Below are 21060 nucleotides of genomic sequence, written 5' to 3'. Positions count from 1 at the left end.
CAGCCCGAAGACCGCAGCTGCAACGAGCGGTTGAGCCTGGTCAGTCATGCACAACGTAGGTGGGGATCCTGCTTGCTTTGCGCATCTCGATCAGCTCTCCCGAACCGTAACGCACGTACAGCGTGCCTTCGCCCTCGTTGTTCGCGTAGGCGAGATGCACCCAGCCCGCTTCGTCGCCGTGCTCGTCTATCAGCAGGTAGACGTTCGGATCCGCCGTCTCCTTGATTGCGCCCTTGACGGAATTGGAGCCGTCTTGCGCCTCCCACGAGCGCTCTTCGTCGAACACCTGAAACGTGATGGACTCGCCGCGCGTGCCCGCGATGAGCTGGTACGTGCCCCGCAGCTCGAAGCCCTCGTCCACGCCCTGACGGAAGCGGTTCAGCTCTCCCGCCATGCCCGCCGCGGCGAACAGCGCCACGAGCAGCGCCGCCCCCGCAGCCACCGCGCCGATCCGAGCGAACAGCTTCTTGCGTTCCATAGGGCACCTCCGCGATCGAGATTGGCCTGGGCCCCATCGTACCACGGCGAGGCTCAGGCCAGCCCCTACACTGCCGCGAGCGCCTGGTCGACGTCGGCGATGAGGTCCTCGGTGGCCTCGATGCCGCACGACAGGCGGATGAGATCGGGCGTGATGCCCGCAGCCGCCAGCTCGTCGTCGTTCATCTGGCGATGCGTAGCGTTGGCCGGATGCAGCACGCAGGTGCGCGCGTCGGCCACATGCGTGGCGATCTGCGCCAGCTTGAGGTTCGCCATGAACGTCTCGGCCGCGGCGCGCCCGCCGGCTACGCCGAAGCTCACCACGCCGCTCGCTCCGTTCGGCAGGTACTTCTGCGCAAGGTCGTAGCAGGCGTCTCCCTCGAGGCCGGGATAGCGCACCCACGCGATCTTCGGATGAGCGGCCAAATGCTGCGCCAGCGCCAAGCCGTTCTTGCTGTGCTGTGCCATGCGCAGGTGCAGGCTCTCCAGTCCCAGGTTGATGAGGTAGGCGTTCTGAGGCGACTGGATAGCGCCGAAGTCGCGCATGAGCTGGGCCGTCGCCTTCGTGATGAACGCGCCTCCCAGCCCGAAGCGCTCGGTGTAGGTCACGCCATGGTAGCTCTCGTCGGGCTCGCACAGGCCGGGGAACTTGTCGGCGTGCGCCGTCCAGTCGAACTTCCCGGAATCCACGATGGCCCCGCCCACGCTGGCGCCGTGGCCGTCCATGTACTTCGTCGTGGAGTGCGTCACGATGTCGGCTCCCCATTCGATGGGGCGGCAGTTCACCGGCGTGGGGAACGTGTTGTCCACGATGAGCGGCACGCCGTGCGCGTGCGCCGCGGCGGCGAAGCGCTCGATATCGAGCACCGACAGCGCTGGGTTCGCGATGGTCTCGCCGAACACCGCTTTCGTGTTCGGCCTGAACGCGGCCTCCAGCTCCTCGTCGGTGCAGTCGGGCGCGACGAACGTACACTCGAGGCCCATGCGCTTCATCGTGACGGCCAGCAGGTTGTACGTGCCGCCGTAGATGGCCGAGCTGGACACGATGTGGTCGCCCGCCCCGGCGATATTGAACACGGCGAAGAAGTTGGCCGCCTGGCCCGACGACGTGAGCATCGCGGCCGTGCCGCCCTCGAGCTCGGCGATCTTCGCCGCCACGAAGTCGTTCGTAGGATTGGCGAGACGCGTGTAGAAGTAGCCGGCCTCCTCAAGGTCGAACAGGCGGCCCATGTGCTCGCTCGTGTCGTACTTCCAGGTGGTGGACTGGTAGATGGGGATCTGGCGCGGCTCGCCGTCGCCGGGACGGTAGCCGCCCTGCACACAGGTGGTGCTGATGGATTCGCTCATGGGTGCTCCTCGTTGCATGGATATCGGTGAAATGATTCGGCTCATTATAGCCATCATGGTTTTCCAAGCGGTAGTTCTATCTTCCGATAGCATAGTATCGATAATTCAGATAAGCAGGTCATCTGATTAGAAGGTATCATGGCTAAGACGCTGGAACGACCTACGAAATGCGAGGCCCATCATGCCTATCAGAATTCCCGACTCCCTGCCCGCCACCGAGGTGCTCGAGAGCGAGAACATCTTCGTGATGACCGAGTACCGCGCGATGCACCAGGACATTCGCCCGCTGAAGGTGCTGCTGCTCAACCTCATGCCCACGAAAATCGTCACCGAGACGCAGATCATGCGCAAGCTGTCGAACACCCCGTTGCAAATCGACGTCAACCTGCTGCAAACGGCCAGCCATGCGGCGAAGAACGTGTCGGAACAGCACCTCGATACCTTCTACACCACGTTCGACGACATCAAGGACCAGCGCTTCGACGGCATGATCATCACCGGCGCGCCGGTGGAGCTGCTCGACTTCGAGGACGTGGACTATTGGGACGAGCTCGCCCGCATCATGGACTGGTCCGCCACGAACGTCCACTCCACGTTCCACATCTGCTGGGGCGCGCAAGCCGGCATCTACCACCACTACGGCATCCCCAAGTACGAGCTGGAGAACAAGCTGTTCGGCGTGTTCGATCACGACGTGGTGAAGCCGTCATCGCCGCTCGTGCGCGGGTTCAACGACTCGTTCCGCGCACCGCACTCGCGCTACACCGAGGTGCACGCGGCCGACATCGAAGCGCATCCCGACCTCGAGCTGATCGCCATGTCCGACGAAGCCGGCGTCTACATCGCGAAGAGCACCGACAGCCGCCACTTCTTCGTGTTCGGGCACCCCGAGTACGACGCCGGCACGCTTATGGTGGAGTACGAACGCGACGTGGCGAAGGGCCTCGACATGCCGCTCCCCCGCCACTACTTCCCGAACGACGACCCGACGCAAACGCCGAAAGCCACGTGGCGTGCGCACGCGCAGCTGTTGTACACGAACTGGTTGAACTATTATGTGTACCAGACCACGCCATACGATTTGGCGAAAGTAGGCACCGAAGAGGACAGCGTCCATGAGTGATTCAGAGCGAAAACCGCACTACATCCTGCGACCGGTCATCACGCCGGTCGCAGGCTTCAAGCCGTCGGAGAAGGGGCCGGCGCCGCGTACGGCCGACCCGTTTTTGCGCCCCGCCCAGGAAGACGACGACGGCTACGACCCGTTCAGCGACCGCCCGCCAACCCCCGAGCCCTCGTTCCAGGAGGATCCCTGGCGATAGGCGGCTATCGAGGTTCCGCAGAAATCGCATTATTTTTCGCAAAATAGTTTGCATGATCGTTTGCATCTTGGTACACTGGCAAGCAATGAAAGCCGGACCGAGGAGGACGCCATGCCTATCAGCGTCACCGCGACGGAGGTCGCCCGCAACTTCAACGGAGTGATGGAGAAGGCGCGCGCGGCCGGGAGTGTGACCGTCATCAAGAACAGCCGCCCCATCGCCCAGATCATCCCGATCGACAAGGTGGAGGAGGAACACATGGAAAGCAACGCGGTAAAGCTAGGGAAAGAGTTCATCGACGAATACGCTGACGTATTCGCAGAGCTCGCAAAATGAGTACGGCTTGGACATACCTCGCACATGAAGACGTGAGGGCAATTCATACGTACTTGATCGAACGCTTCGGCGGTCTCGACGGGCTAAGAGACGAAGGGTTGTTCGATGCGGCCATAGAGCAACCTCGTCAGACGTTCGACGGGGTCGATCTATACCCAACAGCAGCAGAAAAAGCGGCGCGGTACGCCTACGGCATCGTCAGGAACCATCCGTTCGCCGATGGGAACAAACGGACGGGTGGTGCGTCCATCGGCATGTTCCTCAGACTCAACGGAATCAAGTTCAAACCCCGCCATGACGAACTGCTGCAGACGGTGTACGCCCTCGCCGACGGCTCTTTGAGTTACGACGAGCTTGTGGAATGGATCGAACAGCAGCTGTAACGCACGAGGCGCGCCCAGTGGCGCGCCTCGTGTTCTCTAGTTCCAGCCGATAAAGGTCTCGGCGTCGAGACCTTCGAAGCTTTCGACGAACCGCTCGGCGACCTCGCGCAACGCCTCGCGCGTACCGGAAATATCGCAGTCGTAGATTCCGAGCGTGCGATACCCGGCGGCGGTCAGCGTGCCCACCGCGTACACCGAGTCCTCGACGCCCCAGGTGGTGGCCAGGAGCGTGCCCATCGCCTCGCGCGCGCGGTCGTACACGGCGGGCTCACGCTTGGACGCTCCCACGTCGTCCACCGACACGATGGCATCGAAGTACGGCGCGAAGCCGCAGCGCTCGAGGCCCGCCTGCAGGTACGGCTGCGGGCTCGACGAAGCCACGCTCATGCGTACGCCGCGCTCGGCAAGCCCCTGCACGAACGCGAGCGCACCCGGGCGGGCCAGCGCGCGCTCGCGATAGAATTCCAGCATGAGCTCGTCCATCATGGCGACCACTTCGTCGCCTGACGCTCCCAGCCCGAACCGCTCGTGAAAGAACGAGCCGCACTCGGGGATGGTCATCGAGGTGAGCGCGTCGGTTTCGGCCGCAGACAGCGTCACGCCGGCTCGCCGAGCCAGCTCGCCCTCGGCCTCGCGCCACACTTTCATCGAATCGAGCAGCGTGCCATCGCAATCGAAGATCACGCCGATAGCAGAAACATCCGTCATAGCCAGATCCTACTTCACGCCGTACTGGTCGTAGTATGCGTCGAGCGCGGCCTTCACGTCGTCGTCGATGACGACGCGGCCCTGCACCTCGCGGTTGTGCAGGCACTCTGTCACCTCGGCCATGCTCACGATGGACGCGACGGGGAAGCCGTACTTCTCCTGGACTTCCTGCTGCGCGGTCACCACGCCTCCCTTGCCCACTTCCATGCGGTTGAGCGACACGATAAGGCCCTTGACGTCCACGTCGGCCGCGCCTTTGAGCACGGGATACGTCTCGTCGATGGATTTGCCCGACGTGGTGACATCCTCCACCATGATCACGCGGTCGCCGTCGTGCAGCTCGCTGCCCAGCAGGTTGCCCGCGTCGGCGCCGTGGTCCTTGACCTCTTTTCGGTTGGAGCAGTAGCGCGCCTCCTTGCCGTACAGCTCCTGGAGCCCGATGACCGTGATCACCGACAGCGGGATGCCCTTGTACGCGGGCCCGAACACCACATCGAAGTCGAGCCCGAAGTTGTCATGGATTGCGCGCGCATAGTACAAGCCCAGACGATGCAGCTGATCGCCCGTCACATAAGCGCCCGCATTCATAAAGAAGGGGGATTTCCGGCCGCTCTTCAGCGTGAATTCGCCGAATTTGAGCACTTCGCTTTCGACCATGAACTCGATAAACTCTTGCTTGTACTGCTCCATAGGGGGTCCCTTCCTTCTCTTCCGTCGCGCCCCGCGCGCCCGCTGCGAACCATGATACTAGAAAGCGCCGCTGACTGGTTCGAAACCCTAGGCAACATCGCTCGACAAAGCCCGTCTGCCGCATGACGAAATCGAGCCTGGACGCACTGGAAGGTTGGAGGGGTTGCCCCCTCCCGGCGCTTGCGATCACCTCGGCCGCAGCGCGCTGGTGGAAAGAGCGTCTGCTGGATTGCAGGAGAAGCGGCAAACGACTTGCGGAGCGACAACCTGGCGCCCGCCCGACTTTCGAGTGGGGGAACCTGGCAACCGTGCAGCTTTTCTCACCGGTTTTGTTAATTTTTCGACTTTGTGGCAAGTTCATCCCGAAGAACAACCTTGTCACCAGGCCTTTTCCTTTTGTGGAAAACGGGCTTGTCGAGAATCGCCGCAAGGGGGTGGAAAACCCCTTGTGGAGGTCGACCGCGCTTGCCATAAAGTCGAAAAATTTACAAAACCGGTGAGAAAAGCTGCACGGAGAGCTCGCGGTTGCCGACGGGGCGACCACTGCGATCGCTGGCTCCGTCGCAGGCCGCAAGGCGACTACTGCCGTCGGCTTATCGCAGGCGGTCGCTGCGGCCGCTGGGCTCATCGCAGGCCGGGCTCGCACTGCGCCGTCGACTCGCCGTCGGTCGTGCGGCCACCGCAATCGTCAGATCGCCGCCGGCCCGGGCACCCATTGCGATCGTCGGTTCATAGCAGACCGGGCGCGCACTGCGGCGGGCTCATCGCAGGTCGTGCGAGCATTGCAATCGGCGGCTCGTCGCAGGCGGTCGCCGCGGCCGATGAGCCCGTCGTCGGTCTCCCCCGGCCGGCTCCACGTCGCGGGCCGCGCGGCCACAGGGCCTACCGAGCTTCCACCCGTTCGCTATCCCGACGACCCGCGAAGCCGCTCCACCTACCGGCACACCCTGGGCGCAAAACGGCACCCATGACAATTTCAAAGGTCCGCCGCCAAGGAAAATCGAGCGAAGCGATTCTTGCCACCAGGCATTATACAAATAGCAGCTGCCATCCGACCGCCGTGGCACGCCCGGAAATTGTCATGGGTGCCGTTTTGCGCCCAGGACGGCAGCGCGACCCGCCGTCTGCCGCCTCTTGCGCCCAGGGTTGCCGAGCTGCGGCTTAACCTTGCTGCCCCAACAGCTCGCGCACGTGGGCGCTCGATGCCCTCAAGCGCTCGGCGGCCGCCTTGATGTCGGACACGTCGTCGACCGACGCCGCCTCGGCCTCGCGCGCCTTCTTGCCGAAACCGGCAGGACGCTTCGACAACGCCTTGCGCAGCGTCTCGGCATCGGCCTTGACCTGCTTCTTCTCGTCCTTCTCCAGCTGCTTGCCCACCTGGCCGAGCGCCCGGTCCACCTCGTTCAACAGGCTCTGAGCCTCCTCGCGGGCCGCCATGGCCTCGCGGCGCTCGTTGTCCTGGGAGGCGTACTGCTCGGCATCGCGGATGGCGCGCTCGATGTCGTCGTCGGACATCCGGCCCGAATCGTCGATGGTGATGGACTGCTGCTTGCCCGTATCCAGGTCCTTCGCCGACACGGTGAGGATGCCGTTCGCATCGATGTCGAACGTCACCTCGATCTGCGGCACGCCGGCCGGCGCGCGCTTGATGCCCTTCAGCTTGAACGTGCCGATGGACTTGTTGTCCTTCGCCATGGGGCGCTCGCCCTGCAGCACGTGGATCTCCACGCTGGTCTGGAAGGCGGCGGCGGTGCTGAACACCTGCGAGTAGTTCACCGGCAGCGTGGTGTTGCGCTCCACGAGGCGCGTGGCCACGCCTCCCACCGTCTCGATGGACAGGCTGAGCGGCGTCACGTCGAGCAGCAGGATGCTGTTGTCGGCCTTCACCAGGCCCGTGGACGTGCCCGACAGCGTCGCGCCCTGAATGGCGGCGCCCATGGCCACGCATTCGTCGGGGTTGATGGACGCGGACGGTTCCTTGCCCGTGAGCTTGCGCACGTGATCCTGCACGGCCGGAATGCGCGTGGAGCCGCCCACCAGCAGCACGCATCCCAGCTCGGAGGCGGCGATGCCCGCGTCGTTGAGGGCGGTCTGCACGGGGTTCGACGTGCGTTCGACCAGGTCGCGCGACATGTCGTTGAACGCGGCGCGCGTGAGCGTGGTCTCGAGGTGCAGCGGGCCCGACGAACCCTGCGCCAGGAACGGAAGGTTGACGTGCGCGGTGTCGAGCGACGAAAGCTCCTTTTTCGCCTCGCGCGCCGCTTGCGTGACGCGCTGCAGGGCCGTTTGGTCGCGGCGCAGGTCGATGCCGTGCTCGCGCTGAAACGCGTCGAGCAGGTAGGCCGCCACGCGCTCGTCGAAGTCGTCGCCGCCGAGATGGTTGTCACCCGACGTGGCCAGCACCTCGATGACGTTGTCGCCGATCTCGATGACCGACACGTCGAACGTGCCGCCGCCCAGGTCATACACCATCACCTTCTGAGGCGTGCCGTTGTCCAGCCCGTAGGCCAGCGCAGCGGCCGTGGGCTCGTTGATGATGCGCAGCACGTCGAGGCCGGCGATGCGCCCAGCGTCTTTCGTAGCCTGGCGCTGCGCGTCGTCGAAGTACGCGGGCACCGTGATGACCGCCTGCGGCACATCCTGGCCGAGGAACGCCTCCGCGTCGCGGCGCAGCTTGCGCAGTATCATGGCGGACAGCTCCTGCGGCGAATAGGCTTTGCCGTCCACGGTGGCACGCCAGTCGCTGCCCATATGGCGCTTGACCGACTCGATGGTGCGGTCGGGGTTCACCGCCGCCTGGCGGCACGCGATGGTTCCCACCAGACGCTCGCCCTCTTTCGAGAACGCGATCACGCTCGGCGTGGTGCGCTCCCCTTCCGCGTTCGGCACGATGACGGGCCGGCCGCCCTCCACCGTCGCCGCGCAGCTGTTCGTCGTTCCGAGATCAATGCCGATCGTTGCCATAGGTGCGTCCTTTCGGGTTGGGATTGCGTAAGTGTGTTTCGAAGGTGCGACGAGGGGCCGGCAGGCCGCCGAAACCATCAGAACGGCATGCCGCAGAGGCGGCAGAGCGTGGGGCCGAGACACCAGACTCCGCAACAGATGAGCCCCGGATCGACGCCCATGCTGAAGCCTTGCGACTGGCTCTCCTGCTGATAAGCCTGCCCGGTCTGCTGGAACTGCCGCTGTGCGCGCTGATAGTCCAGGTTGTTCGGATCCATGCGCACCGCGCGCCTGATCTGCTCGAGCGCCATGAGCGTGTTACCGGCGGCGTCGTTGGCAAGCGCGCTCAGATAGTACCAGCGCGCCGAACGGCCGTCGCTCGTCACGGTGTTCAGGATGTCGACCGCTTGCTGACCGCGCCCCGTATTGATGGCGTCGATGGCGTTGCGCATCTGCACGCTGTCGCCCGCCGCCGCCTCGGGATGGATGGGCTCGCGGCTGCCGTAGCCTGCGCCGCCGAAGCCGAACAGGTCGTCGAAGTCGAAGCCGAAGCCGCCCGACCAGCCGTAGGGGCCCTCGGTGCCGTAGCCTGAACCGCCGCCCGCGCCTTGGCCTTGGCCCGCGCCGCCGCCCGATCCGCCGTAGCCCGCGCCGCCCTTCGGACCCGACGCCGCGCTCGCACGACGATCGCGCGCCGCGTACTTCTCGGGATTGATGATGCGGTCGTACGCCTCGTTGATCTTGTTCATGCGATCCGCCGCAGCGGGATCGTTCGGGTTCAAGTCGGGATGGTTCTCGCGCGCCTTCTTGCGGTACGCCTTCTTCACCTCGTCGGCGGACGCATCACGGCTCACGCCCAGCACGTCGTAGGGGTTCTCAACCACGGCGCTTCTCCTTGTCGTTTTCCTTCGCATGGTACTTCTGCCACACGCCCGCGTACACCACGCTGCGCAACAGGCGCAGGTCGCGTTCGAGCGGCAACCGCTCGAACGCCTCGGCCACGCCGGCCATGAGCAGGTTCAAATCCTCGTGCACGTCCTCCGCACCGGCTTCGATATCCACCAGCGGGTTGTAACTGCCCGAGGCCCTATCGTCCTCGTAATCCATCGCCGCGTCCATCACGTACACGAACTTTCCCAACCGTGCACCCAATCTCCGCAGGTCGTCGGCCCAGAAGTCGTCCGGTCGGTAGACGAACAGCTCGCCCATCAGCACGCCGAAGCGGTTGGCGGCCGCATCGGGCGCAGGCGCCTCCATGGAGCCGCCCGGCGTCGAGGCCGCCTCACGCGCCGCCGCCTCGATGGCGCCGATGTCGGCCATGCCCGCCTCGATGGCCTTGCACAGGCGCGGATTCCGCGCGCGAATGGCGCGATACGGCCCGGCCAGCGCGCCGGCGAATACGCGCGCCCGCACGCTGCGCTCGTCGTTCCAGTCGTCGAGGCCCTTGTAGTACGCCAGCGCCACGGTCACGTCGGCCGCGTAGTCGATGCACGCGCTGCTCACGAACCCGTGCGGCTTCACCGGATGAGGCACGCAGCGCCCTACGCCCTCGTGCTCCTCGGGCTCGTACAGCGAGCCGAGCAGCAGCGCCAAGAACACCAGGTCGTAGGTCAATGCCACGCGGCATCGCTGCCCGCATCGTTGGCCGATCGCACGGCACAATCCGCAGTACGCGGCATGGTAGCGCTCGCGCTCGGCGTCGTCCAAACCCTCCCAGCTGGGAACCACGTAACCGAACATGCTCAGCGCCCCAGCTTCTTCGAGAAGTCCGCAAGCGCCCGGAACCCCCCGATGATGGCGTCGAACGTTTCGGGCGGCTCGGCGACGAACGCCTCGCCGTAGCGGCGCTGCACTTCGCCGTCGACGTCGGCGAGCAACGCGCGGCCCTCGTCGGTCACCCGCAGCTTGAGCGAGCGCCTGTCCGTCTGGCTGCGCTGTCGCTCGATGAGCCCGCGGTCTTCCAGCTTGCGACACACCGACGGGAAGTTCGTGCGCAGAATGCCCGCTCGATCGCTCAACTGGCCTGCGGTCAGGCCCGGCGTGCGCACGAGCTCCATCAGCACGTGCATCTGCTGCAGCGTCAGGCCGTACTGTTGGCAGACGGGAGCCATCGTCTCATGCAGGATCTTCTGCACGTCGTAGGTGACGGTGAAAAGCTCGCGCTTGAACGTCGAGAGGTCCACGGCGATGTCCTTACGACTTCTGCTTGGTCTCGGTCTTGCACTTCGGGCACACCACGCGCAGCGTGCCCTTGCCGCGCGGCACCGAAAGCACCTGGCCGCAGCCCTTGCACCTGAAGTAGCGCGTCGTTTTGCGGTTCGTCCACTTCTTGCGCATGAGCGACAGCTGCTTGCGCGGCTTCTCCACGACGCGCTCGAACGCCGCGTTCTCGCGATCGCGCGCGGCGATGTTCTTCGAATAGCTGCGGAACAGCGAGTACGCCAGCACTGCGAACGCCACCCATGACAGCAGGTCGAGCCCCGGGATGATCGACGCCAGCAGCATGACGATGCCGACGACCACGAGGAAGTTCGACAGCGTGTCGGCTCCGCGGCGCCCCTGCATCATGCCCGCGAGCTTCCACTGCAACCGCTCGAGAAAACCTTTCACGCGAACCTCTTTCCATCGCATACGGTCCCTCGGAGCCGCTGCGCTCATGCCGATGCCAAGCACTCGGCTGCTTTCGATCTCTCAGAAGATATAGTATTAAGGTAAGAGTACTTATCGACCGCGACACGCCGATGTCATCGAACTGACACGATGCTGCCACAAACCGCCCACAGGACGGGGGCTACCCCAGAAACTCCCGCTCGAACTCGGCGATGGGTGCCGGCCGGCCGATGTAGTAGCCTTGCGCGCGCGTGCAGCCGGTGGTTTTCAGCGCTTCGAATTGCTGCTTCGTCTCGATGCCCTCGGCCACCGATTCCACGTGCAAGTCGTCGCAGAGAGTGGCAAGGCCGCTCACCACGCGCATGGTACGGTCGATCTCGTCGATGCCGCCGATCAGCGACTTGTCCATCTTGAGCACATCGAAATCGAGCTGCACGAACAACGACACGTTCGCGTTGTCCACGCCGAAGTCGTCGATGGCCACGCGGAAGCCGAACCTGCGCAGCTCGTCCGCCACCTCGCTCAGCAACAAGCCTCCGCGCCCGCGCGCCGACTCGGTCACCTCGATCTCGATAAGCGCAGGATCCAACCCGTAGTCCGCCACCGTGGCGCGCACGAAGTCGACGAACCCCTCGATGCCCACGGTCATGCGCGAGAAGTTCACCGCGATGGGCACCACCGGACGGCCCTCGCGCTGCCAGCGCGCCACCGTTTCGCACGCGCGCGACAGCGCGTAGAAGTCCACGTAGGATATCTCCCCCATGTCCTCGAGCGCCGGGATGAACGACGCGGGCTGCGCCTCGATGCCGCGCTCGGGATCGAGATAGCGGATGAGCGCCTCCGCGCCTACAAGCTGGCCGGTCCGCGTGGAAACCTGCGGCATGAGGAAGATGTCGAGCAGCCCTGCCGCCACGGCCTCTTCCGCGCCTCCCGGACGCACCAAGTTGCTGACGGCGGCATCTTGCGCCAGGTCGACGCCCATGTCCTCCGCACGGTGCCGACCGCGCTTCGCCCGCTGCATGCGGTCGCCCGCCGTATCAAGCAGCGACGCCACGTCGTCGCAGCGCTCGCTCCAAGCCTGTCCTGCGGAAACGAGAAGCCCCCGCTCGGAGAACCGCGCCACCGCGTCGCGCGCCATGCGGTTGAACGTCTCGAACCCCTCGGCAAGGGCCACCGCGCAGAACTCGTCGTCGCCAATGCGGTACACGCGCTCGCCGAATACCGCCTTCATGCACGCGGCGATGCGCCGCAGCGAGGCATCGCCCTCTTCGCGGCCGCACTCGCGGTTGAGCGTGGCCAAACGGTCGGCGTCCACGAGGAGCACGCCGATGTTGCCGTAGACCCCGCAATCGTAATCGCGGTGGAACGCTCCGCGCGAATACGCGCTCGTCAAGCCGTCTTTCCAGGTAAGATCGTCAACTTGACGCTGCGTGATGACGCGCTTCATGCTGGCGGAAATGAACGAGGCCAGCCCCAACAGGGGCTTCTCGATGATCTCGAGCCGTCCCTTCTTCGGATCGTCGGCGCCCAGGTAGCCGACGAGCAGCCCGTCGATCTCCAGCGGCACGGCCACCAGCGACTCGATCCCCTGAGCCGACAGCACGTCGTACTCGGCTCCTCTACCTTGCGCCGCCAAGCCGCTCACTGCGTTGACGATCACCGCCTTGCCCTCCTTGAAGCTCTCGATCCACACGTCGATGATCGAGAGCGGAAGATCGCTCAGGTTCTGGATCTCCGGCGAGACGCCCGGAGCGCACCACTCATGGGTGTTCGACATGCGATCCTGATCGATTTCGAAGACGTACGTGCGCCCCGCTTCCAGGAACTCGCCGAGCGTCTTGAGCACCGTGTCGATAGCCGTGCCGAACGCCTCGTTCTCCAACATGCGGATGCACTCGACATTCAGTTCGTTCGCCGCAGCCAAGAACTTGAACTGCTCTTTCTCGCGCTCGTGATCGGTGATGTCGAACGCGATCTCAAGCCGCGCCGGGCGTCCGCTCCACTCGATGAGCTTGTCGCGTAAGAGGTAGTGGCGGTTCACGACGGGATTCTCGAATTCCCATTCGTGGAACGAGCGGTTGCTCAACCGGTCATTCGTGCAGAACGGGCATGGGGAGGTGCGACCTTGCAGCGTTTCGTAGCACCGATGCGTGCCGTCGTCGGCATCGCGGCCGTAGATGTCTTTGCCGGCCTTGTTGATGTACAGCAGCTCGTACGTGACCGGATCGCTGATGTAAATGAGCTCCGACAAACCGTCGAGGAGCGAATTCATGACGTTCTGCATGAGCACTCCCCCCTGGTTCGAACATGCCGTTTTCCGCCGTATAACCCGGCAAGACATTATAGATGAAGTGCATTACCCCTGTTAGGGGGTGGTGTAAAAACGAAACGGCCCCGCGCGTCAGCGCGGAGCCGTTCACGGTGCGGCATGAAAAAAAGCGCGGTCTTACTCCTCCACGCGGATGACGCTGGGCTCGTCGCGCAGCACGTCATCGAGCTCGGCGATCTCGGCCAGGACATCGCGCACGCTCTTCTCGCGCGCGGTGTGGGTGACGTACACGAGATCCACCTGGCCGCCCTCCTTCTTGCCGCGCTGCACCACGGAGTACACGCTCACGTTGTGCTTCGCGAACACGCCGGCCATCGCAGCCAGCACGCCGGATCGGTCGGCCACCTTGAAGCGGATGTAGTACTTCGTCTTGAGATCGTCCATCGGCACGATGGGAAGCTCGTCGGTGCAGGTGCAGCCCACGAGCGGCCCGACGCCCAGCGTGACGTGGCGCGCCACTTCCAGCACGTCGCCCATCACGGCGCTCGCAGCCGGGCCCGCGCCCGCGCCCTCGCCGAAGAACATCGTCTCGCCCACGGCGTCGCCCGTCACGTAGATGGCGTTGTACACGCCGTCGACGGTGGCCAGCTGGTGCGATAGCGGCAGCATCGTGGGATGCACGCGCACGTCCACGCCCTCGTCGGTGCGGTGGGCCAGCGCCAGCAGCTTCACGCAGTAGCCCATGTCGCGCGCCGCGTCGAGGTCCATCGTGGTGACGTTGCGGATGCCCTCGGTGTGCACGTCGTCGATAGTGACGCGCGAATTGAACGCGATGGACGCAAGGATGGCGATTTTCGCCGCCGCATCGAATCCGTCCACGTCGGCGGTGGGGTCGGCTTCGGCGAAGCCCTTCTCCTGCGCCTCTTTGAGCGCGGCGTCGTAGCTGAGGCCATCCTCCACCATGCGCGTGAGCATGTAGTTCGTCGTGCCGTTCACGATGCCCATGACCGAGCTGATCTCGTTGGCGATGAGCGAGTGCTTCATCGGGTCGATGATGGGGATACCGCCGCCCACGCTGGCCTCGAACGCGATCTCCTTGCCGGCCTCGTCAGCGGCCCCCATGACCTCTTCGCCGTAGGTGGCCATGAGCGCCTTGTTGGCCGTGACCACGTTCTTTCCCGCCTTGAGCGCGCCCACCACGATCTCGCGCGCCACGGTGGTGCCGCCGATGAGCTCGATCACGATGTCGATGTCAGGGTCGTTCAGGATGTCCTGGAAGTCCTGCGTGAAGATGTCCTCCACACCGTGGGCGATCGCCTGCTCGGGGTTGCGCGAGCACACGCGCACGAGCTCCACGTCGATGCCGTAGTGGCGCTTGAAGTCTTCGCGATGGTTCTTGAGGATGTCGATGCACCCGCCGCCCACCGTGCCCGTGCCGACCAATCCCAGTTTTACCGTCATGCTGTTCCCTTCTTCGTCCTTCCCGAGCGCGCCGATTGCGGCAATCGCCCGAGTCGCCGTGCTTACGGCAGCATCCTTGTCAGATCCCGAGCCCCGTAGAGAAACCGGCGCACCTCTACGATTTCGTCAAGCACTACGTAAAATACCATGTAGTTTCCCACCTCGAACCAACAGTACGGGTTCGGGCGATGTACGGTCGTCTTGTATACCGCCGCGGATTCCGGCAGTGCAAGATGATCGAGAATTCCCGCTTCAACTGCATCGAGCAGCCGTTCCGCCGCAGCGGGGTTATGGAGCTCCTCAGCGATGTAGGTGACTGCCGAATTGAGGTCGCTCCAGAACAGGGGCAGATATTGAAGTTTATAGCGCTTCGTGGAGCCGCCCACTCCGAAGCCCCTTCCTTATCGAGTCGAATACCTCGTCATGCGCGTAGCGCAACGCCGTGGTGGCGGCTTGCGTATCGGCCTCGTCGAGCGCATGTTCGACCGTCCCGTTGATGCGCTCGAACTGCTCGATGCTCATCACAACCATAGAACCGTACCCGTTCTTCGTCAGGAACACCGGGCCGTCGTTTTTCACGGACGTCTCGATGTCGCCATAGTGGTTGCGCAGATCTGAAACCGGTCTGATATTCATTGCCACCTCCTTGGCTCGTTTGATATCGTAATTTTATCCGAATTCTATCATTTTAACGAAGGAACAGCAATCGACCAGCCATTGCAGTCGCGATCTCGCTATAGGAACGCCGCCTTCGCGACACCGTTCCTACAGATCTCGCGCCATCAGGTCGTCGTACGTCTCGCGCCGCGTGGTCACGCGCGCCTCGCCGTCCTTCACGAACACGACGGCCGGGCGCGGCTGGCCGTTGTAGTTGCTCGCCATAGTGTAGCAGTACGCGCCCGTGCCGAAGACGGCGACGATATCGCCCAGGTCAGCGTGCTGCATCGGCATGTCGATGACCACGGCGTCGCCGCTTTCGCAGTGCTTGCCCGCAATGGTGACGATCTCGGTGCGCGGCTGGCCGGCCTTGTTCGCGATGACCGGCTCGTAATCGGCGTGGTACAGCGCGGTGCGGATGTTGTCGGACATGCCGCCGTCCACCGCCACGTACTTGCGGATGCCCGGCAGCGTTTTCAGGATGCCCACCGTGTACAGCGTCACGCCCGCGGTGGCCACGAGGCTGCGGCCCGGCTCGGTGAGCAGGCGCGGTTCGACCACACCGAACTTCGCGCACGCCGCATGCACCGCCGACGTGACCGTTTCGGCGAACTCGTCGATGGAGGCCGGCTCGTCGTCGGCCGTGTAGGCGATGCCCAAGCCGCCGCCCACGTCCAGCTCCTCGATGCGATAGCCGTACCCTTCCTCGATGCGCGCCATGAGCTCCACCATGACCTCGACAGCCTCGGGATAGGAGTGCAGCGCGAAGATCTGCGAGCCGATGTGGCAGTGCAGCCCCGCCAGTCGCACGTTCGGAGCCGCCAGCACGTCCTTCACGCAGCCGTACGCGAAATCGTCGCGCATGGTGAAGCCGAACTTCGAGTCCTCGCAGCCCGTGCGGATGTACTGGTGGGTGTCGGCCTCGACGCCCGGCGTGATGCGCATGTAGATGGCCTGCTCGACGCCCAGCTCGCCGGCGATCTCGGAGATGCGCGCCAGTTCGATGCGGCTGTCGATGATGATGCGGCCCACGCCCGCCTCGATGGCTTCGCGCAGCTCGCGCGGCGTCTTGTTGTTGCCGTGCATGAACACGCGCTCCATCGGGAAGCCCGCCGCGCGCGCGATGGCCAGCTCGCCGCCGCCCGACACGTCGAGGCACAGCCCCTCCGCGTTCACGATGCGCGCCGCTTCCTTGTTGAGGAACGCCTTGCTGGCATACACGACGTCCGAGTTCTCGTAGCGGCTGCGAAACGCCGCCAGATAGGTTTCCATGCGCGTGCGCATGTCCTGCTCGTCCATCACGTACAGCGCCGTGCCCTGCTCGCGCGCCAGCTCCACCAAATCGACGCCGCCCACGTACAGGTGGTCGTCCTTCACCTCGGCGGTCAAGGGCAGCACCGCGCCCAGTTCCATGGTGGTGCGGTTGTCCGGTTGTTTGCTCAAGTCGGCTGCGGGAAGAGACATGTGATTCCTTTCATGCATCCTGGGAATTCGCCTAGTTTACCATCCTCGTCACGCACGCGGTTTGCACACGGCGAAAATGCCGCAATCATCCACCGCGCGGCGGGTGACCGCACGAACGGCGCGCAGAACACGCGCGGCCTCCTCCAACCGCACGGGCAGACACGCGAATCCGCCCGAAGTAAGCGATTTTTGCGTTTTGCGAACCGATCAAGCTGCTTCGTAACGGTCTTTGCGGAGGCGGGCAAACCTGACCTGGGGCGATGCGTGCGCCTTTTTCTACGGCAGGAGACCGGAGGTCCCACGAAGCCCCGCATCGTTCGCAAAACGAAAAAATCGCTTACTTCGGGCGGATTCGTGTGTCGGCACCTACGGTCGGAGGGGATCGCCCAACGGCGCGACCCCTCCTCACGACGATGCAGCTCGTCGATACGCTCAGCTAACCGCCCAATAGCCGGAGGCACGTGCCCACATCTGCGTTGAACCGGGAGCGCACGACACGTCGTAGCAGCCCAAACGACTGCACCGCCGCACTCCATGTGCACTCCAAGCAGGAGCTTATCGATCTGGTGGACGAGCACCGCTATCTGAGATGCGGGAAACTCCGAGCGTTCGCGGTTCGCTGCTACCTCGCGTTTTCTGCTGGCGTATAATGGGGCGATCATCCTCAAAGAAGGGAGCAGCATGGCTCAGCAGGAACCGTCGATCGACCAGTGGCTTGCGGAAGCGAAGCAGGACCCGAAGGCCGCGCAATGCGGCATGTTCCTCACCCATAACGGCGTCGTGCGCATCACGCCGAAGCAGCAGGTGCGCGAGGGCATCGAAGGCCTCGGCGAAGTTGCCCAGGTGGAATTCTCCTACGACGCGGCCGGCGTCGACGCTGCGGTCGAAGAAGCCCTCACCTGGCCGGGCGTCTACTACGTGCGCACGTGGCTCAACGAGGGCGTGCTCAACGTGGGAGACTCCATCATGTACGTGCTCATCGGCGCGGACATCCGCCCGAACTGCATCGACGCGCTGCAAAAGCTCGTCGGTAAGATCAAGAACGATCTCGTGGTGGAAAAAGAGGTCTACGCGTAAAGCAAATCCGGCTCTGCATTACGGGCGACTTCATGCGACGCCCTCCGATGGAGCGCCGTCTTTTGAGCCGCACGCGGAAAGCGGCGAAGCGGAAGAACATCCTGCTTCGCCGCTTTTTTCTCGTTCTGGGCACATTTTCCAACGCCGCATCGTGTTGGTGGCAAGGAGGCGATACCCCATATGCAACCAACGCTCAGGCAGGACGACTTCATGGAGCGCGCCATGCGCATCTGGGGAAGCACCGTCTACCGCCTGGCCCTCAACCAAACGCAGTCCCCGCACGACGCGGACGACGTCTGCCAGGACGTCTTCTTGCGCCTGCTGAAGGACGCGACCGTTTTCAAGGATGACGAGCACCTCAAGGCGTGGTTGCTCTGCGTCACCGTCAACTGCTGTCGCGACCTGCACCGTTCGGCATGGAAGCGACGCGCCGAGCTCACCGATGTGGTCCCGGATGCGACGGACGAAGACCCCTGCGGCGATAGCGCCGTGCGTGCCCTGCGCGACAGCGACCTCGGACGCGCATTGGGACGCCTGCCCGGCAAGATGCGCTTGATCGTGCACCTGTATTACTACGAGGGGTACTCGACCGAAGAGATCGCCCGCCTCGCGCATTGCGCGCCCGCCACGGTTCGCACGCGTTTGCGCCGGGCGCGCACGCAACTCGGGAACATGCTGGGAAAGGAGGCATCCTTTGGGACGGACAGGACAACCGACTGAGCGGGACGGCTACCGCGCGCTGATGGACGACATCGAGATGCCGAGCCGCGTGCACGACCGCGTCATGCGCGAGGCGCATCGCCTGCGCAAGGCCGAGGAAGCGCACGCGCAACCAACCCGTCGCCGCTGTCGCCCGCAGCACCATGACATGCCGAGCCACCGCTCTCGCCGTTTCGTCGGAGCCGTCGTCGCCGCAGCCTGCGCGCTCGCCCTCGTGAGCAGCATCGCGTTCGCCATCTCGCGTCAATTCGACGGGCCGACGGCGGAAAACTCCTTCACCCTCGATGCGTCTACCAGCAGCTTCGGCCATGGCGGCTTCATGAAAGTGTGGCACAGCGATCCGGAAATCGACCCGAACAACGCCGACGACGCGCCCGACTCGGGACAGCGCTACCTCTCGGTTGCCTACCTGTTCGACCTCGCTTGCACGGGGACGAACGTTGCGTCGCTCACGTACACGGTGGAGGGCGACCGCGCGCTGTTCTACACGAACGAGCGCGTTCCGGATTCCACCTACCGGGAAGGCGACGACCCGTACGTGGAGTATCGTGCCGCAAGCTTCACCATCGGCTACGACGAGCAGAACGCGAGCAAGACCGACATCTGGCGCGCCCTGCGGGTGTCGTTCCCGTTGGAGGGCGAGATGGCCGAGCTCTACGATGCCGCCACCGAGGAGTTCTACAGCGGGCGACGCGAAGGGGACGTCGGGCTGCACGAGAACCTCAACGCACTCCTCGTCCGCCGCTACGCCGACATCGTCTCCCAGGCGCGGCTCACCGTTACGGCGACGTTCGAGGACGGGTCGACCGAGACGAAAGCCTACGTCATCGCCCCGGTCGACGATCTCGAAGAGAAGGTGCGCGCTTACGGCGACGCTCTGCGCGCCCAAGCTGCGCAGCAGGAGGCGAGCCCCTCCGATGGGTCCGACCCGGTCGTCGGCATCGCCCAACCACAGTTGTTCACGTTCAATCAGGTTGAATAGAGAACGGCCCCGGGCAGGGGCCGTTCTCGTCGGAGGGGTATGGAGGGACTGGGGGGATTACGCGAGGGCTGCGGCCACCACTTCGCCGACGTTCTTACCGAACACGGTGATGTCGCACACCGCGTTACCGCCGATGCGGTTGTTGCCGTGGATGCCGCCCGTCACCTCGCCGGCCGCGTACAGGCCGGGGATGGGGTTGCCGGACGCGTCGAGCGCCTCGTTCTTCTCGTTGATCTTCACGCCGCCCATCTCGTGATGGATGCCCGGGGCAACCTTGATGGCGTACATGTTGCCGTCGGCGAAGGCGATGCAGCCCTCGGTGCGGCCGAACTCGTCGGTCGCACCCGACGTGGTGATGGCGTTGTACGCGTCGATGGTAGCCTGCAGCGTCGCAGGGTCCACTCCGATGGCCTCCGCAAGCTCGGCCACGCTGGCGCCCTTCTGCACGAGGCCCGATTTGTCGTACTTCGCGATGGCCTTGTTCGCGTCGTACACCTGCTGGTCGAACGTGCACCAGGCGAAACCGCCCGGCTGCTCCAGCTCGGCCGCCGACACCTTGTCGCGCGTGGACATCTCGTCGAAGAAGCGCTTGCCCTCGCTGTTCACGAGGATGGCGCCGCCGCCGCGTACGCCCTCGGCTATGAGCGTGGAAGACTCCTGCTCCACCGTCGGGTGAATCTGGATCTGGTCCATTTGCACGAGTTCGGCCCCTACGCTTTCGGCCATGGTGTAGCCGTCGCCCGTTGCACCCGGCTGGTTCGTGGTCACGTAGCCTTTGAGGTCGGGGCGGTACTGCACCACCATATCGGGGTTCGAACCGAGGCCTCCCGTGGCCAGAATGACCGCCTTCGCGCCGAGCACCGTCTCCTTGCCGTCGAGCTTCACCTTGACGCCCGTCACCGCGTCGCCGTCCTTGACCAGCTCTTTCGCTTCGCAGTTCATCTTGATGGGGATGTTGCGCTCCTCCACGGCGGCCACGAGGCCGGGTACGAGCGTGAGGCCCACGGCCGATCCGTCCGTCGGACGATGGCATCGCTTGACGGACATGCCGCCGGTCATCGTGATGTTGTCCAGCTTTACGCCCAGACCATCCAGCCAGTCGATGGCGCCGGCCGAGTTGTCGCACATGAACTTCACCAGCTCGGGATCACCCGTGTTGTGCCCGCCGTCGAGCGTCTCCTGCGCGAACAGATCGTTGCTGTCCTCGATACCCTGCTCCTTCTGGAACTTCGTCTCCGAGGCGTTCATGCCGCTCGACGAGAAGTTCGTGTTGCCGCCGTTCACGCCCATCTTCTCCAGCAGCACGACATTCGTGAGGCCCTTGTCGTACGCGGCAATGGCTGCAGAAAGCCCGGCGCCGCCGGTGCCGATGACCACCACGTCGTAGGACTCGCCCGCAACCGCTCCCGCTTCGCCAGCCGACTTCTCGTCCTGCGGCGCGCAGCCCGTCAAGCCGAAGCTTCCCAGCACGCCCAGCGCTCCCATTGCGCCCACGCCAGCGATGAAGCTGCGGCGCGTCAGACGGTGCGGTGCGTTCATGCCGTTCTCGAATTCTGCCATGGTTCTTACTCCTCCCTTGAGCCCGAGCGCGTTCGGCCGCGCCGGGCATTGCCT

General features: G+C 64.4%; 23 protein-coding genes. 8 read left to right on the top strand and 15 right to left on the bottom strand.

Features of this window, described 5'->3' with window-relative positions; translation table 11 throughout:
• Positions 1-40: 40 nt before the first annotated feature.
• A complete protein-coding gene (locus C1A15_RS04080) occupies positions 41-478 on the bottom strand; it encodes a hypothetical protein (protein WP_101721380.1) in 438 nt (145 codons plus the stop codon).
• 65 nt (positions 479-543) lie between these two features.
• A complete protein-coding gene (locus C1A15_RS04075) occupies positions 544-1824 on the bottom strand; it encodes an O-acetylhomoserine aminocarboxypropyltransferase/cysteine synthase family protein (protein WP_101721379.1) in 1281 nt (426 codons plus the stop codon).
• A 181-nt stretch (positions 1825-2005) separates the two neighbouring features.
• Between C1A15_RS04075 and metA the strand changes: the two genes are divergently transcribed.
• The 4 genes from metA (at position 2006) to C1A15_RS04055 (ending at position 3865) form a co-directional block, all read left to right on the top strand.
• Positions 2006-2947: a homoserine O-acetyltransferase MetA gene (gene metA / locus C1A15_RS04070; protein WP_101721378.1), complete on the top strand. Its 942-nt coding sequence runs from the start codon at positions 2006-2008 to the stop codon at positions 2945-2947.
• Positions 2940-3146, top strand: a complete 207-nt coding sequence (locus C1A15_RS04065; RefSeq protein WP_101721377.1) for a hypothetical protein — start codon at positions 2940-2942, stop codon at positions 3144-3146. The genes metA and C1A15_RS04065 overlap by 8 nt, the downstream gene beginning before the upstream one ends.
• A 111-nt stretch (positions 3147-3257) precedes the next feature.
• Positions 3258-3482, top strand: coding sequence for a type II toxin-antitoxin system prevent-host-death family antitoxin (locus tag C1A15_RS04060; RefSeq protein WP_101721376.1), 225 nt, complete (start codon positions 3258-3260; stop codon positions 3480-3482).
• Complete coding sequence (locus tag C1A15_RS04055; protein ID WP_101721375.1) at positions 3479-3865, top strand: type II toxin-antitoxin system death-on-curing family toxin; 387 nt, start codon at positions 3479-3481, stop codon at positions 3863-3865. The genes C1A15_RS04060 and C1A15_RS04055 overlap by 4 nt, the downstream gene beginning before the upstream one ends.
• Before the next feature lie 36 nt (positions 3866-3901).
• Here C1A15_RS04055 and C1A15_RS04050 read toward each other — a convergent pair whose 3' ends face one another.
• Together C1A15_RS04050 and pyrE are read right to left on the bottom strand one after the other, a co-directional pair.
• Positions 3902-4573, bottom strand: coding sequence for an HAD family hydrolase (locus tag C1A15_RS04050; protein WP_101721374.1), 672 nt, complete (start codon positions 4571-4573; stop codon positions 3902-3904).
• A 9-nt stretch (positions 4574-4582) separates the two neighbouring features.
• Positions 4583-5263 (bottom strand): orotate phosphoribosyltransferase, encoded by a 681-nt coding sequence (gene pyrE / locus C1A15_RS04045; RefSeq protein WP_101721373.1) that lies wholly within the window; start codon positions 5261-5263, stop codon positions 4583-4585.
• A 122-nt stretch (positions 5264-5385) separates the two neighbouring features.
• Here pyrE and C1A15_RS16805 point away from each other — a divergent pair, with 122 nt between their 5' ends.
• Complete coding sequence (locus C1A15_RS16805; protein WP_146001804.1) at positions 5386-5763, top strand: hypothetical protein; 378 nt, start codon at positions 5386-5388, stop codon at positions 5761-5763.
• Between the two features lie 661 nt (positions 5764-6424).
• Here C1A15_RS16805 and dnaK read toward each other — a convergent pair.
• The 10 genes from dnaK to lysA form a co-directional block, all read right to left on the bottom strand.
• Positions 6425-8227: a molecular chaperone DnaK gene (gene dnaK / locus C1A15_RS04040; protein ID WP_101721372.1), complete on the bottom strand. Its 1803-nt coding sequence runs from the start codon at positions 8225-8227 to the stop codon at positions 6425-6427.
• Positions 8228-8304: 77 nt separating this feature from the next.
• The gene (locus C1A15_RS04035) at positions 8305-9090 is read right to left on the bottom strand and encodes a DnaJ domain-containing protein (protein ID WP_101721371.1); all 786 of its coding nucleotides are present in this window, start codon (positions 9088-9090) and stop codon (positions 8305-8307) included.
• Complete coding sequence (locus C1A15_RS04030; protein WP_101721370.1) at positions 9083-9946, bottom strand: DUF5685 family protein; 864 nt, start codon at positions 9944-9946, stop codon at positions 9083-9085. Before C1A15_RS04030 ends, C1A15_RS04035 begins: the two co-directional genes overlap by 8 nt.
• Positions 9947-9948: 2 nt before the next feature.
• On the bottom strand, positions 9949-10389 hold the full coding sequence (locus tag C1A15_RS04025; RefSeq protein ID WP_101721369.1) for a MarR family winged helix-turn-helix transcriptional regulator: 441 nt from the start codon (positions 10387-10389) through the stop codon (positions 9949-9951).
• A gap of 10 nt (positions 10390-10399) precedes the next feature.
• Entirely contained in the window at positions 10400-10816 is a 417-nt protein-coding gene (locus tag C1A15_RS04020) for a hypothetical protein (protein ID WP_101723686.1), read from the bottom strand.
• Between the two features lie 181 nt (positions 10817-10997).
• A complete protein-coding gene (locus C1A15_RS04015; RefSeq protein ID WP_101723685.1) occupies positions 10998-13100 on the bottom strand; it encodes a sensor domain-containing diguanylate cyclase in 2103 nt (700 codons plus the stop codon).
• Positions 13101-13262: 162 nt separating this feature from the next.
• Positions 13263-14546 carry a homoserine dehydrogenase gene (locus C1A15_RS04010; protein ID WP_021410485.1) on the bottom strand — a complete coding sequence of 428 codons (1284 nt, stop codon included), beginning with the start codon at positions 14544-14546 and terminating at the stop codon, positions 13263-13265.
• 62 nt (positions 14547-14608) lie between these two features.
• Positions 14609-14932, bottom strand: coding sequence for a type II toxin-antitoxin system RelE/ParE family toxin (locus C1A15_RS04005; protein WP_101721368.1), 324 nt, complete (start codon positions 14930-14932; stop codon positions 14609-14611).
• The gene (locus C1A15_RS04000) at positions 14907-15182 is read right to left on the bottom strand and encodes a type II toxin-antitoxin system Phd/YefM family antitoxin (protein ID WP_021410476.1); all 276 of its coding nucleotides are present in this window, start codon (positions 15180-15182) and stop codon (positions 14907-14909) included. Before C1A15_RS04000 ends, C1A15_RS04005 begins: the two co-directional genes overlap by 26 nt.
• Before the next feature lie 129 nt (positions 15183-15311).
• On the bottom strand, positions 15312-16667 hold the full coding sequence (lysA, locus tag C1A15_RS03995; RefSeq protein ID WP_101721367.1) for a diaminopimelate decarboxylase: 1356 nt from the start codon (positions 16665-16667) through the stop codon (positions 15312-15314).
• Between the two features lie 681 nt (positions 16668-17348).
• On the opposite strand from lysA, the gene C1A15_RS03990 reads away from it, so the two are divergent.
• The 3 genes from C1A15_RS03990 (at position 17349) to C1A15_RS03980 (ending at position 19446) form a co-directional block, all read left to right on the top strand.
• Positions 17349-17744 carry a molybdenum cofactor biosynthesis protein MoaE gene (locus C1A15_RS03990; protein WP_101721366.1) on the top strand — a complete coding sequence of 132 codons (396 nt, stop codon included), beginning with the start codon at positions 17349-17351 and terminating at the stop codon, positions 17742-17744.
• Positions 17745-17954: 210 nt separating this feature from the next.
• A complete protein-coding gene (locus C1A15_RS03985) occupies positions 17955-18464 on the top strand; it encodes an RNA polymerase sigma factor (RefSeq protein ID WP_245864905.1) in 510 nt (169 codons plus the stop codon).
• Entirely contained in the window at positions 18439-19446 is a 1008-nt protein-coding gene (locus tag C1A15_RS03980; protein ID WP_101721364.1) for a hypothetical protein, read from the top strand. The genes C1A15_RS03985 and C1A15_RS03980 overlap by 26 nt, the downstream gene beginning before the upstream one ends.
• Before the next feature lie 57 nt (positions 19447-19503).
• Here the strand turns inward: C1A15_RS03980 and C1A15_RS03975 are convergent, their stop codons facing one another.
• Entirely contained in the window at positions 19504-21006 is a 1503-nt protein-coding gene (locus tag C1A15_RS03975) for a flavocytochrome c (protein WP_245864904.1), read from the bottom strand.
• Positions 21007-21060: the final 54 nt, after the last annotated feature.

Source organism: Eggerthella timonensis, assembly GCF_900184265.1.
Classification (GTDB): domain Bacteria; phylum Actinomycetota; class Coriobacteriia; order Coriobacteriales; family Eggerthellaceae; genus Eggerthella; species Eggerthella timonensis.
The sequence above is the reverse complement of the archived record's forward strand: the minus strand, read 5'-3'. Positions and strand labels throughout refer to the sequence as shown.